This window comes from Salmonella sp. SAL00672 (assembly GCF_046552175.1).
Classification (GTDB): Bacteria; Pseudomonadota; Gammaproteobacteria; order Enterobacterales; family Enterobacteriaceae; genus Salmonella; species Salmonella enterica.
The window spans coordinates 32213-52786 of sequence record NZ_JBGDUQ010000002.1; the positions used below are offsets into that span (position 1 = coordinate 32213).

At 53.4% G+C, this 20574-nt stretch carries 21 protein-coding genes; 15 read left to right on the top strand and 6 right to left on the bottom strand.

Annotation, left to right across the window (positions count from 1 at the left end; genetic code table 11):
• The first annotated feature begins 141 nt into the window (after nucleotides 1-141).
• Nucleotides 142-1587, top strand: a complete 1446-nt coding sequence (tldD, locus tag ACLJTG_RS05905; protein ID WP_000055936.1) for a metalloprotease TldD — start codon at nucleotides 142-144, stop codon at nucleotides 1585-1587.
• Nucleotides 1588-1708: 121 nt separating this feature from the next.
• Here the strand turns inward: tldD and aaeR are convergent, their stop codons facing one another.
• Entirely contained in the window at nucleotides 1709-2638 is a 930-nt protein-coding gene (gene aaeR, locus ACLJTG_RS05910; protein WP_000440300.1) for an HTH-type transcriptional activator AaeR, read from the bottom strand.
• Nucleotides 2639-2819: 181 nt separating this feature from the next.
• Between aaeR and aaeX the strand changes: the two genes are divergently transcribed.
• The 4 genes from aaeX (at nucleotide 2820) to ACLJTG_RS05930 (ending at nucleotide 6380) form a co-directional block, all read left to right on the top strand.
• Nucleotides 2820-3023, top strand: a complete 204-nt coding sequence (gene aaeX / locus ACLJTG_RS05915; RefSeq protein WP_000051840.1) for a p-hydroxybenzoic acid efflux pump operon protein AaeX — start codon at nucleotides 2820-2822, stop codon at nucleotides 3021-3023.
• Between the two features lie 7 nt (nucleotides 3024-3030).
• Nucleotides 3031-3963 (top strand): p-hydroxybenzoic acid efflux pump subunit AaeA, encoded by a 933-nt coding sequence (aaeA, locus tag ACLJTG_RS05920; protein ID WP_000855134.1) that lies wholly within the window; start codon nucleotides 3031-3033, stop codon nucleotides 3961-3963.
• Between the two features lie 5 nt (nucleotides 3964-3968).
• Complete coding sequence (aaeB, locus tag ACLJTG_RS05925) at nucleotides 3969-5936, top strand: p-hydroxybenzoic acid efflux pump subunit AaeB (RefSeq protein WP_079951568.1); 1968 nt, start codon at nucleotides 3969-3971, stop codon at nucleotides 5934-5936.
• 171 nt (nucleotides 5937-6107) lie between these two features.
• Complete coding sequence (locus tag ACLJTG_RS05930) at nucleotides 6108-6380, top strand: hypothetical protein (protein ID WP_001103887.1); 273 nt, start codon at nucleotides 6108-6110, stop codon at nucleotides 6378-6380.
• A 59-nt stretch (nucleotides 6381-6439) separates the two neighbouring features.
• Here the strand turns inward: ACLJTG_RS05930 and yhcN-B are convergent, their stop codons facing one another.
• The 3 genes from yhcN-B to argR form a co-directional block, all read right to left on the bottom strand.
• On the bottom strand, nucleotides 6440-6706 hold the full coding sequence (gene yhcN-B, locus ACLJTG_RS05935) for a DUF1471 family stress response protein YhcN-B (RefSeq protein WP_000853277.1): 267 nt from the start codon (nucleotides 6704-6706) through the stop codon (nucleotides 6440-6442).
• A gap of 103 nt (nucleotides 6707-6809) precedes the next feature.
• On the bottom strand, nucleotides 6810-7073 hold the full coding sequence (gene yhcN / locus ACLJTG_RS05940) for a peroxide/acid stress response protein YhcN (RefSeq protein WP_000695693.1): 264 nt from the start codon (nucleotides 7071-7073) through the stop codon (nucleotides 6810-6812).
• A 364-nt stretch (nucleotides 7074-7437) separates the two neighbouring features.
• Complete coding sequence (gene argR / locus ACLJTG_RS05945) at nucleotides 7438-7908, bottom strand: transcriptional regulator ArgR (RefSeq protein ID WP_001257852.1); 471 nt, start codon at nucleotides 7906-7908, stop codon at nucleotides 7438-7440.
• A gap of 414 nt (nucleotides 7909-8322) precedes the next feature.
• Here argR and mdh point away from each other — a divergent pair, with 414 nt between their 5' ends.
• The 10 genes from mdh (at nucleotide 8323) to ACLJTG_RS05995 (ending at nucleotide 17939) form a co-directional block, all read left to right on the top strand.
• Complete coding sequence (mdh, locus tag ACLJTG_RS05950; RefSeq protein WP_079951567.1) at nucleotides 8323-9261, top strand: malate dehydrogenase; 939 nt, start codon at nucleotides 8323-8325, stop codon at nucleotides 9259-9261.
• Nucleotides 9262-9380: 119 nt separating this feature from the next.
• On the top strand, nucleotides 9381-10010 hold the full coding sequence (locus tag ACLJTG_RS05955) for a GntR family transcriptional regulator (RefSeq protein WP_000723776.1): 630 nt from the start codon (nucleotides 9381-9383) through the stop codon (nucleotides 10008-10010).
• A complete protein-coding gene (locus tag ACLJTG_RS05960; protein ID WP_001171581.1) occupies nucleotides 9997-10662 on the top strand; it encodes a GntR family transcriptional regulator in 666 nt (221 codons plus the stop codon). Before ACLJTG_RS05955 ends, ACLJTG_RS05960 begins: the two co-directional genes overlap by 14 nt.
• Before the next feature lie 210 nt (nucleotides 10663-10872).
• A complete protein-coding gene (locus tag ACLJTG_RS05965; protein WP_000433390.1) occupies nucleotides 10873-12141 on the top strand; it encodes an SLC13 family permease in 1269 nt (422 codons plus the stop codon).
• Nucleotides 12142-12173: 32 nt separating this feature from the next.
• The gene (gene ttdA, locus ACLJTG_RS05970; RefSeq protein ID WP_000045349.1) at nucleotides 12174-13073 is read left to right on the top strand and encodes a L(+)-tartrate dehydratase subunit alpha; all 900 of its coding nucleotides are present in this window, start codon (nucleotides 12174-12176) and stop codon (nucleotides 13071-13073) included.
• Nucleotides 13073-13690, top strand: a complete 618-nt coding sequence (gene ttdB, locus ACLJTG_RS05975; protein ID WP_000162405.1) for a L(+)-tartrate dehydratase subunit beta — start codon at nucleotides 13073-13075, stop codon at nucleotides 13688-13690. The genes ttdA and ttdB overlap by 1 nt, the downstream gene beginning before the upstream one ends.
• Nucleotides 13691-13846: 156 nt before the next feature.
• Nucleotides 13847-14089 (top strand): oxaloacetate decarboxylase subunit gamma, encoded by a 243-nt coding sequence (locus ACLJTG_RS05980; RefSeq protein WP_000180123.1) that lies wholly within the window; start codon nucleotides 13847-13849, stop codon nucleotides 14087-14089.
• Between the two features lie 15 nt (nucleotides 14090-14104).
• Complete coding sequence (gene oadA / locus ACLJTG_RS05985; RefSeq protein ID WP_080102130.1) at nucleotides 14105-15874, top strand: sodium-extruding oxaloacetate decarboxylase subunit alpha; 1770 nt, start codon at nucleotides 14105-14107, stop codon at nucleotides 15872-15874.
• Nucleotides 15875-15886: 12 nt separating this feature from the next.
• The gene (locus ACLJTG_RS05990) at nucleotides 15887-17188 is read left to right on the top strand and encodes an oxalacetate decarboxylase subunit beta (protein WP_079951124.1); all 1302 of its coding nucleotides are present in this window, start codon (nucleotides 15887-15889) and stop codon (nucleotides 17186-17188) included.
• Between the two features lie 19 nt (nucleotides 17189-17207).
• Entirely contained in the window at nucleotides 17208-17939 is a 732-nt protein-coding gene (locus ACLJTG_RS05995) for a triphosphoribosyl-dephospho-CoA synthase (RefSeq protein ID WP_000602035.1), read from the top strand.
• A 33-nt stretch (nucleotides 17940-17972) separates the two neighbouring features.
• On the opposite strand, the gene degS is transcribed toward ACLJTG_RS05995, so the two are convergent.
• Both degS and degQ read right to left on the bottom strand, forming a co-directional pair.
• The gene (gene degS, locus ACLJTG_RS06000; protein ID WP_000497707.1) at nucleotides 17973-19043 is read right to left on the bottom strand and encodes an outer membrane-stress sensor serine endopeptidase DegS; all 1071 of its coding nucleotides are present in this window, start codon (nucleotides 19041-19043) and stop codon (nucleotides 17973-17975) included.
• 92 nt (nucleotides 19044-19135) lie between these two features.
• The gene (gene degQ, locus ACLJTG_RS06005; protein WP_000716690.1) at nucleotides 19136-20503 is read right to left on the bottom strand and encodes a serine endoprotease DegQ; all 1368 of its coding nucleotides are present in this window, start codon (nucleotides 20501-20503) and stop codon (nucleotides 19136-19138) included.
• Between the last annotated feature and the right edge of the window lie 71 nt (nucleotides 20504-20574).

The following is a 20574-nucleotide window of genomic DNA, read 5'->3' on the forward strand; positions in this document are numbered from 1 at the left end:
GACGGGGGCGAGGAATTGCCCCACTCTCAGTAAATAGTCATGCCGGACGGCGCTGAGTTTATCCGGTTTGCACAATCTAACAATGTAGTCCGGATAAGGCGTGAACCGCCATCCGGCAGAAATCAACGAGTAGCAAAAACGATGAGTCTGAACCTGGTAAGTGAACAATTGCTAGCGGCGAATGGCCTGAACCATCAGGATCTGTTCGCTATTTTGGGCCAACTGGCCGAACGCCGTCTTGATTATGGCGACCTCTATTTTCAGTCGAGCTATCACGAATCCTGGGTTTTAGAAGACCGCATCATTAAAGATGGTTCATATAATATCGACCAGGGCGTTGGCGTTCGCGCCATTAGCGGCGAAAAAACCGGTTTTGCTTATGCTGACCAGATAAGCCTCCTCGCGCTGGAGCAGAGTGCGCAGGCAGCGCGAACTATTGTACGCGAGAACGGCGAAGGCAAGGTAAAAACGCTCGCCGCCGTAGCGCATCAGCCGCTCTACACCACCCTTGATCCGCTGCAAAGTATGAGCCGCGAAGAGAAGCTGGATATCCTCAGACGCGTTGATAAAGCGGCGCGAGAAGCCGATAAACGCGTGCAGGAAGTTAACGCCAGCCTGACCGGCGTATATGAATTAATCCTCGTGGCGGCGACCGACGGGACGCTGGCGGCGGATGTCCGTCCACTGGTGCGTTTGTCCGTTAGCGTGCAGGTGGAAGAAGACGGTAAACGCGAGCGCGGCGCCAGCGGCGGCGGCGGTCGCTTTGGTTATGAGTATTTTCTTGCCGATCTCGACGGCGAGGTTCGCGCCGACGCGTGGGCGAAAGAAGCGGTACGCATGGCGCTGGTTAATCTCTCCGCGGTCGCTGCGCCAGCGGGGACGTTACCGGTGGTTCTGGGCGCCGGGTGGCCGGGCGTATTGCTGCATGAAGCGGTCGGGCACGGGCTGGAAGGTGATTTCAACCGTCGTGGGACGTCTGTGTTTAGCGGTCAGATCGGCGAGCAGGTTGCCTCCGCGCTTTGCACCGTAGTGGATGATGGCACAATGATGAACCGTCGTGGCTCCGTTGCTATCGATGATGAAGGTACGCCAGGCCAGTACAACGTATTGATTGAAAATGGCGTGCTGAAAGGATACATGCAGGACAAGCTGAACGCGCGCCTGATGGGCGCTGCGCCGACCGGTAACGGGCGTCGCGAATCTTATGCGCATCTGCCGATGCCGCGTATGACGAATACCTATATGTTGGCGGGGCAGTCAACGCCGCAGGAAATTATCGAATCCGTTGAATACGGCATCTATGCGCCTAATTTTGGCGGCGGTCAGGTGGATATCACCTCCGGCAAGTTTGTGTTCTCTACCTCGGAAGCGTATCTGATTGAAAACGGCAAAGTCACGACGCCGGTGAAGGGCGCGACGTTGATTGGATCAGGCATTGAAACGATGCAACAGATCTCCATGGTCGGCAACGACCTTAAGCTGGATAACGGGGTGGGGGTCTGCGGTAAAGAGGGTCAAAGTCTGCCGGTAGGCGTAGGCCAGCCGACGCTGAAAGTCGATAACCTGACGGTTGGCGGCACCGCATAACTGTCCGCCTTATCAGGCCTGTGGTGTGTGCCGCCCAGGCCTGATAAGCGCAGCGCCATCAGGAAATGTCTGCGTCGGGTGGCATCTGGCTACAATCGTCTTCAGCAATTACCCGGTGTTTTTATTTTTCTTTCCCTCGCCCGTGCATCCCCTGAAACAGGTGTGCGACATCGACAAAATAGTCAGTTAACGCGTTAATCACTACCTGCACTTTAAGCGGCAGCTTATCTTTTTCGGTGTACAGCGCGTACACCGGACGGGGATCGGACTGATAGCGAGGCAGCAGGATCTCCAGATCGCCACGATTGATCTCATCGATCACCCACATCAGCGGCACATAGGCGATTCCGGTTCCGGCGGTCAGCCAGCGTACCAGCGTCATCGGATCGTTAGTGACGAACCGCCCCTGTGGAATCAGTCGGGTAGAAATTCCTTCCGGCGCGATAAGTTCAAACTCATTATCCGGGCGCACGCTATATTCCAGCCAGGAATGGCTACTGAGATCGGCGGGTTTTTCCGGGACGCCGTACTGAGCGAGGTAGGGCTTGGCGGCGCACACAACCATCGGCATCGCGCCGAGTCGACGGGAAAACAGGCTGGAGTCTTGCAGCGCGCCCACGCGGATCACCACGTCCAGCCCGTCGGCAATTAAATCCGGGGCCGGAATTCCTGTCACCAGATTGACCGCCAGACCGGGATACTCTTTTAATAATTTTGCGGTAAGCCCGGCCAGCACATTTTGCGCCATGGTTGAAGAACAGCCGATACGCAATGTACCGATAGGCGTGTTATTAAAAGCGTAAAGCTGCTCATGAACATCCTGCACTTCATGCAGCATACGACGACAGCCCTGATAATAGATTTTTCCAGCTTCGGTGAGCCCAATGCTGCGTGTGCTGCGGTTGAGCAATTTAACCTGAAGCTCATCTTCCAGTTTCGCCACAGTCTGGCTGATGGACGATACGCTCATTTGCAGCTGTCTGGCTGCGGCGGTAAAAGAGCCAAACTCGACAACTTTGGCGAATACCGACATTCGTTTTAATCGTTCCATTATTCACTCTGGCTTAAAAGTGATTTAGATCACATAATATAGATAACAGCATAACAATTACGTTAATATACTATTATTCGAATAAGAGCTATGTCGCTCTCGCCTGGCGTCTCTTGCCCTTCTCTGCGGCGATGTAGCTTAACAATCTATCGCCTGCTCTCTCTCAGAAATCAAGGTCAACATGAGTCTGTTTCCCGTTATCGTGGTGTTTGGTCTTTCCTTCCCACCGATATTTTTCGAATTGCTTTTGTCACTGGCTATTTTTTGGCTGGTGCGTCGGATGCTTGTGCCGACGGGTATCTATGATTTTGTCTGGCATCCGGCTCTGTTCAATACCGCGCTGTATTGTTGTCTGTTTTATTTAATATCGCGCCTGTTCGTTTGAGGTTGAAGTGAAAACACTAACAAGAAAACTCTCCCGTACGGCCATTACCCTCGTACTGGTTATTCTGGCCTTTATCGCCATTTTCCGCGCCTGGGTGTATTACACCGAATCACCCTGGACGCGCGACGCGCGTTTTAGCGCCGATGTCGTCGCTATTGCCCCGGATGTCGCGGGCCTGATTACCCATGTAAACGTGCATGATAACCAACTGGTGAAAAAGGATCAGGTCCTGTTTACCATCGATCAGCCACGCTATCAAAAAGCGCTGGCGGAAGCGGAAGCTGATGTAGCCTATTATCAGGTACTGGCGCAGGAAAAACGCCAGGAAGCCGGTCGCCGTAATCGCCTCGGCGTACAGGCGATGTCCCGGGAAGAGATCGATCAGGCGAACAATGTCTTGCAGACTGTACTGCATCAACTGGCTAAAGCCCAGGCGACGCGCGACCTGGCTAAACTCGATCTGGAGCGTACCGTCATTCGTGCGCCTGCCGACGGCTGGGTAACTAACCTCAATGTTTATGCCGGTGAATTTATTACCCGCGGTTCCACAGCCGTCGCCCTGGTGAAAAAGAACTCTTTTTACGTGCAGGCCTATATGGAAGAGACCAAGCTGGAAGGCGTGCGTCCGGGATATCGTGCCGAAATCACGCCGCTTGGCAGCAACCGGGTATTAAAAGGTACCGTCGATAGCGTGGCGGCAGGGGTAACGAATGCCAGCAGTACCAGCGATGCGAAAGGGATGGCGACGATAGACTCTAACCTCGAATGGGTGCGTCTGGCCCAGCGTGTCCCGGTGCGTATCCGGCTCGACGAGCAGCAGGGGAATTTGTGGCCTGCCGGTACGACGGCAACCGTCGTGATCACCGGTAAGCAGGATCGTGACGCAAGCCAGGACTCCTTCTTCCGTAAACTGGCGCACCGGCTGCGCGAATTCGGTTAATCGTCATGGGCATTTTCTCCATTGCCAACCAGCACATTCGTTTTGCGGTAAAGCTGGCGTGCGCCATTGTGCTGGCATTATTTACCGGCTTCCATTTTCAACTGGAGACGCCGCGTTGGGCGGTGCTGACCGCCGCGATCGTGGCGGCAGGCCCGGCATTTGCCGCCGGCGGGGAACCCTATTCCGGCGCTATCCGTTATCGCGGAATGTTGCGTATTATCGGGACGTTTATTGGCTGTATCGCCGCGCTTATCATTATTATCTCTATGATCCGCGCGCCGCTATTGATGATTCTGGTGTGCTGTGTCTGGGCCGGTTTTTGTACCTGGATCTCCTCTTTAGTACGGATCGAAAACTCTTATGCGTGGGGACTGTCAGGTTATACTGCGCTGATCATTGTGATTACCATTCAGACGGAGCCGCTACTCACGCCGCAATTTGCGCTTGAACGCTGTAGCGAAATCGTCATCGGCATTGGCTGCGCTATTTTAGCGGATCTGCTTTTCTCGCCGCGATCGATAAAGCAGGAGGTTGATCGCGAACTGGACAGTTTACTGGTAGCGCAATATCAGCTAATGCAACTTTGTATTAAGCATGGCGACAGCGAAGAAGTCGACAACGCCTGGGGCGATCTGGTGCGACGCACGGCGGCGCTGGAGGGGATGCGAAGTAATCTGAATATGGAATCTTCGCGCTGGGTACGCGCTAACCGCCGCCTGAAAGCGTTGAATACGCTTTCGCTCACGCTGATTACGCAATCCTGTGAAACTTATCTTATTCAAAACACGCGGCCGGAACTGATTACCGATACATTCCGGGAACTGTTCGAGACGCCGGTTGAAACGGTACAGGACGTCCACAGACAGTTAAAACGGATGCGGCGTGTCATTGTCTGGACCGGCGAGCGCGAAACGCCCGTCACGCTTTATAGCTGGGTAGGCGCAGCGACGCGCTATCTGCTGCTTAAACGCGGCGTGATCAGTAACACCAAAATCAGCGCGACGGAAGAAGAGATCCTGCAAGGCGAGCCCGTAGTTAAAGTGGAATCCGCTGAACGTCACCATGCGATGGTGAACTTCTGGCGCACCACGCTTTCCTGCATACTGGGGACATTATTCTGGCTATGGACCGGCTGGACATCGGGTAATGGCGCGATGGTGATGATTGCCGTGGTGACCTCGCTGGCGATGCGTTTACCCAATCCGCGCATGGTCTGCATTGATTTTATTTATGGCACTCTGGCGGCGTTGCCGCTGGGATTGCTCTATTTCCTGGTGATTATTCCCAATACGCAGCAAAGTATGCTGTTGTTATGTTTGAGCCTGGCGGTATTGGGGTTCTTTATCGGCATTGAGGTCCAGAAACGGCGTCTGGGGTCGATGGGGGCGCTGGCCAGTACGATTAACATTATTGTGTTGGATAATCCGATGACGTTCCATTTCAGCCAGTTCCTCGACAGCGCGTTGGGGCAAATTGTCGGCTGTATGCTGGCGTTTATCGTCATCCTGCTGGTGCGTGATAAATCCAAAGATCGAACCGGTCGCGTGCTGCTTAATCAGTTTGTTTCCGCTGCGGTCTCGGCAATGACGACCAACGTGGTACGCCGTAAAGAAAACCGTCTGCCTGCGTTATATCAGCAACTCTTTTTGCTGATGAATAAATTTCCTGGCGATTTGCCGAAGTTCCGCCTGGCGCTAACGATGATCATTGCTCATCAACGTCTGCGCGACGCGCCGATACCGGTTAATGAAGATCTGTCAGTGTTCCACCGTCAGCTTCGTCGTACCGCAGACCATGTTATTTCCGCCGGAAGCGATGATAAACGGCGACGCTACTTTGGTCAGTTGCTGGATGAGCTGGATATCTATCAGGAGAAATTACGTATCTGGGAGGCGCCGCCGCAGGTGACGGAACCGGTTAAACGCCTGACGGGTATGTTACATAAATACCAGAACGCGCTTACCGATAGCTAACCCACAAGAACCGATGCCAAAAGCGTCGGTTTTTTTATGACTATACTTATTTGAGATACAAAAACAGCGCAAGAGTGCTCCGGGGCTAAAAGCGTTTCTGGAAGTGAAACCTCTGCATAATGATGCTTAGTAGTAAAACAGACAATTGTCTGTCGGGGATGGTGGCTGGCTATGAATGTCTATACTTTTGATTTTAATGATATTAAAAACCAAAGCGATTTTTATCGCGAGTTTACGCAGACGTTTGGTCTTGCCAGTGAGAAAGTAAGCGATCTTGATACATTATGGGATGCGGTAATGAGCGATATCTTACCTCTACCGCTAGAGATTGAGTTCGTTCACCTGCCTGATAAACTGCGCAGGCGCTACGGGGCGCTGATTTTACTCTTTGATGAAGCGGAAGAAGAGCTGGAGGGGCGGCTACGGTTTAATGTCCGGCATTGAAAAAGCATAAAAAAGCCCCCGACAGGCGGGGGCAAGTCGTCGGGTTAGACGACGAGGGTTTACTTATACAACTCGGCGGTGGCGTGCCAGTTATCACCTTCTTTTAATTCGATGATGCGATAGCTATTAGCGCCTGCTTTTTCGGCTTTAGCGACAATCTCCTGGCGCATATCCATTGGCGTACTGCCAATCTGCGAGACGGAAATGGTGCCCATCGGTTGCAGATTCTGCGCCTGTTCCGCGTTAACCTGATGTACTGCGGCATTTGCGCCGAAAGAGAGCAGAGTGGCCAGGCCGAGTGATGCGATAATGTATTTCGTTTTCATGGTCTTTTATTCCTTTATAGGGTCAACCTCGCGGATTAATGGGCTTTTCTTATGCGATATCTCCGCGAAGCAATGACACGTTATATGCGATGGCAGGTGAATTTTATTTGTACAGTTCGGCAGTGGCGTGCCAGTTGCTACCGCTACGCGCTTCGGTAATGTGGTAGGCCGTAGCGCCTTGTTCATCCGCTTTTTTGCTCAGCATGGCGTTCATATCCATGGGCGATGAGCCGATAGCGCTGACTGAAACCGATCCGATTGCTTCACGATTTTGCGCTTGCTCTGCGCTGATAGGTTCTGCGGCGAAAGCGCCAAAAGAGAGAACGGACAGAATACTTAATGTTGCAACAGTGGTTTTGATTTTCATGATTTTTACCTCGTCGAATTCCTTTACTGGGGTCTTTGTTTCGTGACCCTCATCACAAAATTAAGTATACACTAATCACGCGATTAATTAATACCACGCTAATTGTTTCTGCTTTTTAAAGACATTAAAAATTTTATTTTTTATAACGTTATGGAATTAAAATTGCTGTTTTTCGCCGCTGCTGTTTAAAAAATAAAAGAAAATCAATCGGTTAAAAAATTTGACATTTTGTGCGTTTTTTTGATTTGTCATTCATGTGGTGAATGTTTAAGGGCATGATTTGCCAAATGATAGCTGTACAGGAAAGCGGCGAGGGGAGAGGACAAAAAGGTGCCTCCGCCGTACGACGACGGAGGAAGTGGGACTAAAGCTCTTGTTCAAAAAGTTCCAGAATGGCTTCGTACAGATCTCTTACGGAAAAGCCGCTGGCAGGCGTAGTGAAGATAGTATCGTCGCCGGCAATCGTGCCGAGAATACCTTCTGCTTTCCCCAGTGAATCCAGCAGGCGCGCGATGAGTTGTGCCGCGCCGGGGCTGGTATGAATCACCACGACAGCGTCGTTATAGTCGATATCCAGCACCAGATTTTTCAACGGACTGGATGTTGTTGGGACGCCCAGTTCAGCCGGAAGACAGTACACCATTTCCATTTTTGCGTTACGTGTACGCACTGCGCCGAACTTAGTCAACATGCGCGAGACCTTGGACTGATTGATATTTTCAAAGCCCTGATCCTGCAACGCGAGGACGATTTCGCCCTGTGAGCTGAATTTTTCTTCTTTGAGGAGCGCTTTAAACGCTCTTACTAGTTCTTCTTGTTTAGCCGAGCTTCGCATAAGTCACCCGTAATATGGCAGTAGAAACAACATTATTGTGCATACAGATGAATTTTTATGCAAACAGTCTGCCTTGTTTAAGGCTGAAATAATGTTATGAAAGAGCGGAATTTTATCAAATTTCGTTATCAAGAAACATGCCTGTGTCACGCCTCGCAAATAAGATTAAAAGTAAATTAATTGTTATCAAAATGATGTTGTTTTGAGAGGATAGTAGGGTATATTGTCACCACCTGTAGGAACGTTGCTCTCTGGTTGCAGTCGATCCGGATTACGCAAATTAAATGCATAAAAGCCAAAATTGCGCGACTCCGCATTCTTGATGAGTGAGGATTGTAATCATTGAATTTGTGAATTAAGGTCGCCGCCGCGGAGCAATAGACACTTAGCTAATCATATAATAAGGAGTTTAGGATGAAAGTCGCAGTCCTCGGCGCTGCTGGTGGTATCGGTCAGGCGCTGGCATTACTTTTAAAAAACCAACTGCCTTCAGGTTCAGAACTCTCCCTGTACGACATCGCTCCAGTGACTCCCGGTGTGGCCGTTGATTTGAGCCACATCCCCACCGCTGTAAAAATCAAAGGTTTCTCCGGTGAAGACGCAACCCCGGCGCTTGAAGGCGCTGACGTAGTACTGATTTCTGCGGGTGTGGCGCGTAAGCCGGGTATGGACCGTTCCGACCTGTTTAACGTTAACGCTGGCATCGTGAAAAACCTGGTGCAGCAGATCGCTAAAACCTGCCCGAAAGCGTGCGTGGGCATTATCACCAACCCGGTGAACACCACCGTTGCGATTGCGGCGGAAGTGCTGAAAAAAGCAGGCGTATACGACAAAAACAAACTGTTTGGCGTTACCACGCTGGATATCATCCGCTCTAATACCTTTGTCGCAGAGCTGAAAGGTAAGCTGCCAACGGAAGTTGAAGTTCCGGTGATTGGCGGACACTCCGGCGTGACGATTCTGCCGCTGCTGTCGCAGATTCCAGGCGTAAGTTTTACCGAACAAGAAGCGGCCGATCTGACTAAACGTATTCAGAACGCCGGTACTGAAGTCGTCGAGGCGAAAGCCGGCGGCGGATCGGCAACCCTCTCTATGGGCCAGGCTGCCGCGCGTTTCGGTCTTTCTCTGGTTCGCGCTCTGCAGGGCGAAAAAGGCGTGGTGGAATGCGCCTATGTGGAAGGCGACGGTCAGTATGCCCGTTTCTTCTCTCAGCCGCTGCTGCTGGGTAAAAACGGTGTAGAAGAGCGTAAATCCATCGGCACACTGAGCGCTTTCGAGCAACATTCGCTGGACGCTATGCTGGATACGCTGAAAAAAGATATTCAGTTGGGTGAAGATTTTATTAATAAATAAGCTGTTCCTGCCCGATGCCGGGGCTTTTGCTCCGGCTTCTTTGACTGTAAACAAGCCACGAAATCAAGCACTAAATCTGCTAAACTCCTCACGTCTTATCGGTTATTAACGAGAACGTCGTGAAAAAGATCCAAAGAACGCAAACCCGCGATCACATTACGCAAATGCTTCGCTATGAAATTCTTTCCGGCAATATAAAAGCGGGAGAAGAACTCGCGCAGGAAAGTATTGCGGAGCAGCTCGGTCTTTCACGAATGCCGGTTCGAGAAGCGCTACAGTCACTCGAACAGGAAGGTTTTTTAATCCGACTGCCCAACAGGCACATGCAGGTCGCGCATCTTGAGGCCGATCGCGTGAGTCATATTTTTCGCGTAATTGCCGCGATGGCCGCCGAAATGTTTTCGCTGATACCCAGCGAAGTAGGCGATGCCCTCCTGATACGTGCGCAAGCGCTGGCTGTCGCAGAAGACAAATCCTGCGAACTGGAGTGTCATGCGATGCTGATTTCTTATGTGAATAACCGCTATCTGGAAAAGGTGTATCAGCAGTTCCTGGACGGTTATGTCTCTTATGTTATTTTGCATCTGAAAAAAGATAATCAGGAGTCGGCGCAGCTTTTCGCTGAACTGGCTGACGTCATACGCCAGGGGCGGCGTGATGAGATTGGGCAAGTTATGCAGCGTTATTTCCTCTCTTTAGCAGAAATAATGCGTCAACATATGAAGGATTGGGAAAGTGCAGAAGCCTAAGTTAGGGAAGATTAAGCTTCTTTCAGCGAAAGAACAGGTCGCGGCAGTGCTGCGTAAAGCGATTCTTTCGAGGGAGTTAGTGGAAGGGCAGGAGATTACGTTAGAAGGCATTGCCGGAATGGTCGGCGTGTCCAGTATGCCAGTGCGCGAGGCGTTTCAGATTCTGGCGGCGGATGGGCTGATAAAAGTGCGCCCTAATAAAGGGGCGGTGGTGTTGGGCATCAATGAACAAACGATCCGTGAACACTATGAAATTCGCGCGCTGTTAGAAAGTGAGGCGGTGGCTAAAGCTTCTCGTCCTGGCACCGATATCTCGCGGATAGCCCAGGTGCATTATGCCGCTGAAAAGGCTCTCGCGGAAAATAACTCGGCGGAATACTCCGACCTGAATCAGGCATTTCATATGGAAATATGGAATGTTGCTGGCAACGAAAAAATGAAAATGTTGCTCTGTAATATGTGGAACGGCCTGTCGATGGGCCATAAGGTCACCGAAGAAGAGTATGCCGTGATTTCCATTCAGGAACATAAAAGTATTCTGCAAGCTCTTGAACTTCATGATGAAACATTGGCACGCCAGCGCATGCGCGAACACATTATTCGCTCGATGGAGAATATGCTGACCCGCTATGTTGGTGACCCTTCTGCCTGATCTTTTCGCCTGCGTGAGCATCGCAGGCGCTTCAACCAATTCTTCAATTCTATTAATCACGTCCAGTAACGATCTAACCACGATCTTGATGTAGATCTCACTCCTGCATCTTTCCTGAGAAACGATTTGACTTAGTTTTTGTATGGGAATAATTTCTCCCTGTCAACATTGGATACAATATCATATATCATTGATTGGATAATTATAAATATGGAACCCATTACCCTTACCTTATGTTTATTGGTGTTCGCTATCGTCATGTTTGTATGGGAAAAAGTGCCGCTAGCCGTCACTTCCATGATTGTCTGCGTGGCCTTAGTGATCACCGGCGTTCTGAATATCAAACAGGCCTTTGCTGGCTTTATCGACACTAACGTCATCCTCTTTGTCGCGATGTTTATCGTGGGCGGCGCGTTGTTCGAGACCGGTATGGCAAACAAAGTGGGCGGCGTCATCACGCGCTTCGCGAAAACAGAAAAACAGCTGATCTTCACCATTATGGTGGTGGTGGGTTTGATGTCTGGCGTCCTTTCTAACACCGGTACCGCTGCGGTTTTGATTCCGGTGGTGATCGGCGTGGCGGCAAAATCGGGCTTCTCGCGTTCTCGTCTACTGATGCCGCTGGTTTTCGCCGCTGCGTTGGGCGGTAACCTGTCGTTAATTGGCGCGCCGGGAAATCTTATCGCGCAGTCTGCGCTACAGAATATTGGCGGCGGCTTTGGCTTTTTTGAATACGCAAAAATCGGTCTCCCGATGCTCATCTGCGGCATTCTCTACTTCCTGACTATTGGCTATCGCTTTCTGCCGAATAATGCGACCGGCGGTGAGGTGGGGAGCGTCGGGGAGCAACGTGACTACAGCCATGTTCCACAGTGGAAACAACGGCTCTCACTGGTGGTGTTGATCGCAACGATCCTCGGCATGATCTTTGAGAAGAAGATCGGTGTCAGCCTGGCCGTGACCGGTTGTATTGGCGCTCTTGTGCTGGTAGTAAGCGGCGTACTCACGGAAAAACAGGCCTATAAAGCCATTGATTCACAGACTATTTTTATCTTTGGCGGCACCCTGGCGCTGGCAAAAGCGCTGGAAATGACCGGGGCAGGCAAGCTGGTTGCGGACTATGTAATCGGCATGCTGGGGCAAAACTCCTCACCGTTCATGTTACTGATCGCCGTTTTCGCCTTATCCGTTGTGATGACCAACTTTATGTCCAATACCGCAACGACAGCGCTATTGGTGCCGGTGAGTTTGTCCATTGCCGCAGGCATGGGGGCCGACCCGCGTGCGGTTCTGATGGCGACGGTCATTGGCGGTTCCTGCGCCTACGCAACCCCTATCGGTATGCCTGCCAACATGATGGTGCTCTCCGCGGGTGGCTATAAATTTGTCGACTACGCTAAGGCCGGTATCCCCCTGATTATCGTTTCAACCATTGTCAGCTTGATCCTGCTGCCAATCCTTTTCCCTTTTCATCCGTAATTAACGGAAGCTGTTCTGACTAAGGAGCATTTATGAGCAAAAGTGAACAGATATCCCATATGACCGACGTTATGGCCAAGTTTGTGGGATATACCGGCAAAGTTTTGCCTGATGATGTCACTGCAAAACTGGAAGATTTGCATAAGAAAGAGACCAGTAAACTGGCCGACGTCATCTTTACTACCATGATTGAGAACCAGCGTCTGGCGAAAGAGCTGGATCGACCTTCCTGCCAGGACACCGGTGTCATTCAGTTTCTGGTGGAGTGCGGGACGAACTTTCCGCTGATTGGCGAGCTGGAAGCGTTGTTGCGTGAGGCGGTGATCAAAGCAACTGTAGATTCTCCGCTGCGCCACAACAGCGTAGAAACTTTTGATGAATACAACACCGGTAAAAACGTGGGTAAAGGTACGCCGACGGTCTTCTGGGAAATCGTTCCCAATTCCGATCAGTGCAGCATTTATACCTATATGGCAGGCGGTGGTTGTTCTCTGCCGGGGAAAGCGATGGTGCTGATGCCGGGTGCAGGCTATGAAGGTGTGACCCGCTTTGTACTGGATGTGATGACCAGCTACGGCCTCAACGCGTGTCCGCCGCTGCTGGTTGGCGTGGGCGTAGCGACCTCTGTTGAAACGGCGGCACTGCTATCGAAAAAAGCGCTGATGCGTCCGATCGGTTCGCATAACGAGAATGAGCGTGCAGCCTCGCTGGAAAAAATGCTGGAAGACGGCATTAACAAAATTGGCCTGGGGCCGCAGGGGATGTCCGGTAATACCTCCGTTATGGGCGTGAACATTGAAAACACCGCGCGTCATCCTTCTACCATCGGCGTGGCGGTAAACGTCGGCTGCTGGTCGCACCGTAAAGGGCATATCGTTTTCGATAAAGATTTGAATTACACCATTACGTCTCACAGCGGAGTGAATTTCTGATGACTAAAAAAATCCTGACTACGCCAATTAAAGATGAAGATTTAGCGGATATTAAGGCTGGCGATATTATTTATCTCAACGGTCATATTGTTACCTGCCGTGACGTAGCCCATCGCCGTTTAATTGAAGGTGGTCGTGAACTTCCGGTAGATGTTCGCGGCGGCGCTATTTTACACGCTGGCCCAATTGTCCGCCCAATTAAAGGCGAAGACGATAAGTTTGAAATGGTCTCCGTTGGACCAACCACCAGCATGCGTATGGAGAAATTCGAAAAAGAATTTATTGCGCAGACCGGCGTGAAATTAATTGTGGGTAAAGGCGGTATGGGTAAAGGTACCGAAGAGGGCTGTGCTGAACACAAAGCGCTGCACTGCGTATTCCCTGCCGGTTGTGCGGTTGTAGCCGCCGTGTGCGTGGAAGAAATTGAAGATGCCCAATGGCGCGATCTGGGGATGCCGGAAACGCTGTGGGTCTGTCGGGTTAAAGAGTTTGGCCCGCTGATTGTTTCTATTGATACCCATGGGAATAATCTGTTTGAACAGAACAAAATTATTTTTAATCAGCGTAAAGAGATCGTCGCTGATGAAATATGCCAGAACGTAAGTTTTATCAAATAAACCTGATTACGTAAATTGCACGATAATGGTGGTAATACGTTATGACGATAATAATAACCAAGGGCTCTGGCCGGGGGCGGTTCAGGGAAATCCACCCTTATTATTTCATCGTCATAAATAGCCCCATTATCGTGCCTCCTGCCTGAAGGCTATTTTATGACTAATGCAGCTCTGCTATTAGGTGAAGGCTTCACCCTGATGTTCCTCGGCATGGGGTTCGTGCTGGCGTTTCTGTTCCTGCTGATTTTCGCCATCCGCGGCATGTCTGCCGTGATTACTCGCTTCTTCCCGGAACCCGTCGCCGCGCCCGCACCGCGCGCCGTTCCCGTCGTGGACGACTTCACCCGCTTAAAGCCGGTGATTGCCGCCGCCATTCACCATCACCGCCTTAACGCTTAATTCCCGGAGGGATCCATGACCATTGCCATTACCGATGTCGTCCTGCGCGACGCCCACCAGTCCCTTTTCGCCACCCGCCTGCGTCTTGACGATATGCTGCCGATTGCCGCTCAGCTCGATGACGTGGGCTACGGGTCGCTGGAGTGCTGGGGCGGCGCCACCTTTGACGCCTGTATCCGCTTTCTCGGCGAAGACCCGTGGCTGCGCCTGCGCGAACTCAAAAAAGCCATGCCCAAAACCCCGCTGCAGATGTTGCTGCGCGGCCAGAACCTGCTCGGCTACCGCCACTACGCCGATGACGTGGTGGAGCGCTTCGTCGAACGCGCGGTGAAAAACGGCATGGATGTGTTCCGCGTCTTCGATGCCATGAACGACCCGCGCAATATGAAAGCCGCATTACAGGCGGTGCGCAGCCACGGCGCGCACGCCCAGGGGACCCTGAGTTACACCACCAGCCCGGCGCACACCCTGCAGACCTGGCTGGATTTAACGGAGCAACTGCTGGAAACCGGCGTTGACTCGATTGCCATCAAGGATATGTCCGGCATTCTCACACCGATGGCGGCGTATGAGCTGGTGAGCGAAATCAAAAAACGTTATGACGTGCGCCTGCATCTGCATGCTCATGCCACCACCGGCATGGCGGAGATGGCCCTGCTGAAGGCCATCGAGGCGGGCGTTGACGGCGTCGACACGGCGATTTCCTCCATGAGCGCCACCTACGGCCACCCGGCCACCGAAGCGCTGGTGGCGACGTTGGCAGGTACTGAGCATGACACCGGGCTGGATATCCTGAAGCTGGAAAATATCGCCGCGTACTTCCGCGAGGTGCGCAAAAAGTACCACGCCTTTGAAGGCCAGCTGAAAGGCTACGACAGCCGCATCCTGGTGGCGCAGGTGCCGGGCGGCATGCTCACTAACCTCGAAAGCCAGCTGAAGCAGCAGAACGCGGCGGACAAACTCGACCAGGTGCTGGCGGAAATCCCCCGCGTGCGCGAGGACCTCGGCTTTATTCCGCTGGTGACCCCCACCTCACAGATTGTCGGCACCCAGGCGGTGCTCAACGTGCTGACGGGCGAACGCTACAAGACCATTGCCAAAGAAACGGCGGGCATTCTGAAAGGCGAATACGGCCACACCCCGGTGCCGGTGAACGCGGCGTTACAGGCCCGCGTGCTGGAAGGGGGCGCTCCGGTGACCTGCCGTCCGGCGGATTTACTCAAACCGGAACTGGCTGAACTGGAAGCGGACGTGAAGCGCCAGGCGCAGGAGAAGGGCATTCAGCTTGCGGGAAACGCCATTGACGACGTGCTCACCGTGGCGCTGTTCCCGCAAATCGGCCTCAAATTCCTTGAGAACCGCAATAACCCGGCGGCGTTTGAGCCACTGCCGCAGGCGGAAGCCGCGCAGCCGGTGGCAAAAGCAGAGAAGCCTGCCGCCTCCGGTATCTACACCGTGGAAGTGGAAGGCAAAGCCTTTGTGGTGAAGGTCAGCGACGGCGGCGATATCAACCAGCTCACTGCGGCTGCACCTGCTGCCTCTTCTGCTCCTGCCACCGCCCCGGCAGGCGCAGGCACACCGGTCACCGCGCCGCTGGCGGGCAATATCTGGAAGGTGATTGCCACCGAGGGCCAGACGGTGGCCGAAGGCGATGTGTTGCTGATTCTGGAAGCCATGAAGATGGAAACCGAAATCCGCGCCGCGCAGGCCGGGACGGTACGCGGTATCGCGGTGAAGTCCGGGGACGCGGTCTCTGTGGGCGACACCCTGATGACGCTGGCGTAACGGAGAACTGAAATGGAAAGTCTGAACGCCCTGCTTCAGGGCATGGGGCTGATGCACCTTGGCGCAGGCCAGGCCATCATGCTGCTGGTCAGCCTGCTGCTGCTGTGGCTGGCGATTGCGAAGAAGTTCGAGCCGTTGTTGCTGCTGCCGATTGGCTTCGGCGGTCTGCTGTCGAACATCCCGGAAGCGGGTATGGCGCTGACCGCGCTGGAAAGCCTGCTGGCGCATCACGACGCCGGGCAGCTGGCGGTGATTGCCGCGAAGCTCAACTGCGCGCCGGACGTGCACGCCATCAAGGAAGCGCTGGCCCTTGCCCTGCCCTCAGTCCAGAACCAGATGGAGAACCTGGCGGTGGACATGGGCTACACGCCGGGGGTGCTGGCGCTGTTCTATAAAGTGGCGATTGGCTCCGGTGTCGCGCCGCTGGTCATCTTTATGGGCGTGGGGGCGATGACCGACTTCGGCCCGCTGCTGGCCAACCCGCGCACCCTGCTGCTGGGCGCGGCGGCGCAGTTCGGCATCTTCGCCACGGTGCTGGGGGCGCTGACGCTGAACTACTTCGGCCTGATTGCCTTCACCCTGCCGCAGGCGGCGGCCATCGGCATTATCGGCGGCGCGGACGGCCCGACGGCGATTTATCTGTCGGGCAAGCTGGCGCCGGAGCTGCTGGGGGCCATCGCGGTGGCGGCGTACTCGTATATGGCGCTGGTGCCGTTAATCCAGCCGCCGATTATGCGCGCGCTGACCAGCGAGAAAGAGCGGAAAATCCGCATGGTGCAGCTGCGCACGGTGAGTAAGCGGGAAAAAATCCTCTTTCCGGTGGTGCTGTTACTACTGGTGGCGCTGCTGCTGCCGGACGCCGCGCCGCTGCTGGGGATGTTCTGCTTTGGCAATCTGATGCGCGAAAGCGGCGTGGTGGAGCGTCTGAGCGACACGGTACAGAACGGGCTGATTAATATCGTGACCATTTTCCTCGGGCTGTCGGTGGGCGCGAAGCTGGTCGCGGATAAGTTCCTGCAGCCGCAGACGCTGGGCATTCTGCTGCTGGGTGTGATTGCGTTCGGGATTGGGACGGCGGCCGGGGTGCTGATGGCGAAGCTGATGAACCTGTGCAGTAAGAACAAAATCAACCCGCTGATTGGCTCCGCCGGCGTGTCGGCAGTGCCGATGGCGGCACGCGTATCGAACAAGGTGGGGCTGGAATCGGACGCGCAGAACTTCCTGCTGATGCACGCGATGGGCCCGAACGTGGCGGGGGTGATTGGCTCGGCCATTGCGGCGGGCGTGATGCTGAAGTACGTGCTGGCGATGTAATCCAATCTAATCGGGAGCAGTGATTCTGCTCCCGCAAAATGAGGACACAGTAATGAGTGAAATGGTTGCGTTTCGGCAAGGTACATCCATGCCATCCAGAGAAACCATCTTGCGTTATGTTGTTGAGACGGTGAATCAGATAACTGAGCTTGAGCCAGCGCTGCATTTGCTGCCGTGGTCTGGCGTCAACTCAGCAATATATGAGCAACGTTTTGCACAGTGTTACGACGAGGGGCTTTGTGCCGCACAGACGTCGGCACCGAATGTTCCGCAGGGGATTCTGCCATCGACCGATTGGGCTCAGGGTATCGGGTTACTCTGTTTTGCCGCAGGGTATATGAGCGCAGGCGAGCGGCCATTAACACACAATCAGTTATGCGATTTCGTCAAACAGGCGGCTGTTGGTTTATCGCCGATTGAGGGGGAGGCGGCGAGCGGTTTCTCGACGGTACGTAGTATTGCATTACCCGTATTCAGGCGATTACAACGCGATGGTCACGCGTCTCGGATCCTGCTGTTACAAACGTTGCTGCATCTGGTTGCCTGGAAAAGCGCATCGCAGTATGCGCGTCAACAGGCGCAACGACTGCTCTGGATGGGCGGCATTCTGGGGGAAGGGGGCGAGTCTGGCTTATTGGCACTCGATAAGGCGCTGCGTGAAGAAGCCGTCGGGGAGAAAAGTCTCCCCGCTCTGCTGATCTTCACGAGTTTCCTGGCGCATTTTCCGGCAGGGCCAGTCTTTATTGACTAGTCGTCGAACGACGCGGGCAAAAGCCGCGTCGTTTTAGTTCGACGCCGGGTATTCCTGCACCGTCACCTGGAACGTGAGCTGCTTATCATCCCGCATTACCACGACCGGAATGACGGAGCCCGGGCGGATTTCCGCCACCTGATCCATCGTCTCCAGCGCGGACACAGCGGGTTTATTATTGACCGAAATAATCAAATCATTAACCTGAATACCGGCAAGCGCGGCGGGGCCGTTTGGCGTCACTTCATTAACGACAATGCCCTGAATCGGGTCCATGCCGCTACCCTGCTGCGCGTGCAGCGGCGCGATTTCTCGTCCGCCAATACCGATATAGCCGCGAATCACGCGACCGTCGCGGATAAGCTTATCCATAATTTTCGTGGCTAGCTGGAAGGGAATCGCAAAACCAAGGCCTTCCGGTGTTTCGCCATCGTTACTCTTATCAAAAGAGAGGGTGTTGATCCCCATCAGTTCGCCTAACGAGTTGACCAGCGCGCCGCCGGAATTACCGTGGTTAATCGAGGCGTCGGTCTGGAGAAAATTCTGTCGCCCTGTCGGGTTCAGGCCGATACGACCCGTTGCGCTGATGATTCCCTGGGTGATGGTCTGTCCCAGATTATATGGGTTGCCGATAGCCAGTACGACGTCGCCAATATGCGGTGTACGCTTTGTATTAATCGGGATGGTAGGCAGCCCGCCAGTGGCGTTGATCTTCAGCACCGCCAGGTCGGTAAGCGAATCGGAGCCAACCAGTAGCGCTTCAAAGACGCGGCCATCCTGTAGCGCGACGATAATCTGATCGGCATCGTTAATCACGTGCTTGTTGGTAATAATATAACCGCGTTGATCCATGATCACGCCGGAACCCAGCGTGCGGATCTCCAGTTGATTATGCGCGGTACTGTTCATACTGCGGTTATAGACGTTGACGACGGCAGGCGCGGCGCGGCGAACCGCAAAATTATAACTGGCTGGCGTCTCATCGGTACTGTCGAATTGCGGGACGGTGATAGGATTAATTTTGCGCAAAGAAGGCATGACGGCCAACAGAATAGCGCCGACAATTAAACCTATTGCGACCGAACGTAAGAGCTTCACAAACATGATGGAGGCGTCGTTAAAAAAGGGAACGGCAGCAGCATACCATGAGTTAACCGGACATCACATCGCAGGCTGATGCCCGGTTTAAGACAGGATTAGCGCAGCAATAGATAAATGTTCTCGTTGCCGCGTACTACCTGAAGAGCAATGATGGACGGTTTTGCCGCCATCACTTTGCGCATTTCGGCGATAGAACTGATGCGATCGCGATTAACGCCGATGATAACATCATCTTTTTGCAAACCGGCCTGCGCGGCAGGACTGCTTTTTTCGACGCTATCAACCTTAACGCCTTTCGTCCCGTCTTTCAGCTGGCCGTCGCTCAACGTCGCGCCTTGCAACGCCGGGGCGATCATTTCGGCGCTGGCGGAAGAAGAGGTATTGGAATCCAGCGTGACTTCCACCTCCAGCGGCTTACCATCGCGCAGCAGGCCCAGCTTCACTTTCGTACCCGGTTCGGTGGTGGCGATACGTGAACGCAGTTCGGCAAAGCTATTCAGCGGCTTACCGTTAAGACTGATAATCACGTCTCCGGATTTCACCCCGGCCTTCGCCGAACCTGAATTGGGTAAAACCTCGCTGACAAAAGCGCCACGCTGAACGTTCAGTTTGAATGCCTTAGCGATATCAGCGGTCATTTCAGTGCCTTTAATTCCCAGCAATCCGCGTTTGATTTCGCCGAACTGAATCAACTGCTGCGCCAGCGTCTGCGCCATATTGGAAGGAATAGCAAAGCCAATGCCGATGCTCCCGCCCCCTGGCGCGAGGATCGCGGTATTAATCCCGATCAGCTCGCCGTTCAGGTTAAGCAGCGCGCCGCCGGAGTTGCCGCGGTTAATAGAGGCATCGGTTTGAATAAAGTTCTCAAGCCCTTCCAGATTAAGCCCGCTGCGTCCCAGCGCTGAAATAATCCCGGAGGTGGCGGTTTGCCCAAGGCCAAACGGATTACCGACTGCCACGGCGAAATCGCCGACGCGGAGTTTGTCGGAATCGGCGATGGCAATTTGCGTTAACTTGCTGGGATTCTGAATTTGTAACAGAGCGATATCGCTCTGGTCGTCGCCGCCGATCAGCTTCGCGTCGAATTCGCGTCCGTCATTCAGTTGAATGCTGATCTTCTGTGCCTGATTAATCACATGATTATTGGTTAATACATAGCCTTTCGCGGCATCGATAATCACCCCCGAACCGAGTCCTTCAAACGGCTGGGACGGCTGGTCTGGCAGATCCTCGCCAAAGAATTTTTTAAACTCCTCCGGCACTTTTTGGCTCTGGGCGGCGGTTCCCTCGACTTTTACGCTGACGACAGCAGGCAGCACTTTCTCCAGCATAGGGGCAAGGCTTGGCAGCGTCGCCTGGCCTGGCACCTGGCCTGGTATCGATGCAAGGGCTGGAAACGGCGCCGAAAGAGTTAACCCGACACTTAACGCTAATGCACTTAACAGCTGGGTGTGTTTTTTCATGGATGCTGCTCTCGTACCTTGAATGAACGGATAGACAATTCAAAACAGATTGATGTTATTGAATTTTCAGC

Coding starts and splice junctions, on each gene's coding strand:
- tldD (WP_000055936.1), top strand. CDS start 142: ATGAGTCTGAACCTGGTAAGTGAACAATTGCTAGCGGCGAATGGCCTG.
- aaeR (WP_000440300.1), bottom strand. CDS start 2,638: ATGGAACGATTAAAACGAATGTCGGTATTCGCCAAAGTTGTCGAGTTT.
- aaeX (WP_000051840.1), top strand. CDS start 2,820: ATGAGTCTGTTTCCCGTTATCGTGGTGTTTGGTCTTTCCTTCCCACCG.
- aaeB (WP_079951568.1), top strand. CDS start 3,969: ATGGGCATTTTCTCCATTGCCAACCAGCACATTCGTTTTGCGGTAAAG.
- ACLJTG_RS05930 (WP_001103887.1), top strand. CDS start 6,108: ATGAATGTCTATACTTTTGATTTTAATGATATTAAAAACCAAAGCGAT.
- yhcN-B (WP_000853277.1), bottom strand. CDS start 6,706: ATGAAAACGAAATACATTATCGCATCACTCGGCCTGGCCACTCTGCTC.
- yhcN (WP_000695693.1), bottom strand. CDS start 7,073: ATGAAAATCAAAACCACTGTTGCAACATTAAGTATTCTGTCCGTTCTC.
- argR (WP_001257852.1), bottom strand. CDS start 7,908: ATGCGAAGCTCGGCTAAACAAGAAGAACTAGTAAGAGCGTTTAAAGCG.
- mdh (WP_079951567.1), top strand. CDS start 8,323: ATGAAAGTCGCAGTCCTCGGCGCTGCTGGTGGTATCGGTCAGGCGCTG.
- ACLJTG_RS05965 (WP_000433390.1), top strand. CDS start 10,873: ATGGAACCCATTACCCTTACCTTATGTTTATTGGTGTTCGCTATCGTC.
- ttdA (WP_000045349.1), top strand. CDS start 12,174: ATGAGCAAAAGTGAACAGATATCCCATATGACCGACGTTATGGCCAAG.
- ttdB (WP_000162405.1), top strand. CDS start 13,073: ATGACTAAAAAAATCCTGACTACGCCAATTAAAGATGAAGATTTAGCG.
- ACLJTG_RS05980 (WP_000180123.1), top strand. CDS start 13,847: ATGACTAATGCAGCTCTGCTATTAGGTGAAGGCTTCACCCTGATGTTC.
- oadA (WP_080102130.1), top strand. CDS start 14,105: ATGACCATTGCCATTACCGATGTCGTCCTGCGCGACGCCCACCAGTCC.
- ACLJTG_RS05990 (WP_079951124.1), top strand. CDS start 15,887: ATGGAAAGTCTGAACGCCCTGCTTCAGGGCATGGGGCTGATGCACCTT.
- degS (WP_000497707.1), bottom strand. CDS start 19,043: ATGTTTGTGAAGCTCTTACGTTCGGTCGCAATAGGTTTAATTGTCGGC.
- degQ (WP_000716690.1), bottom strand. CDS start 20,503: ATGAAAAAACACACCCAGCTGTTAAGTGCATTAGCGTTAAGTGTCGGG.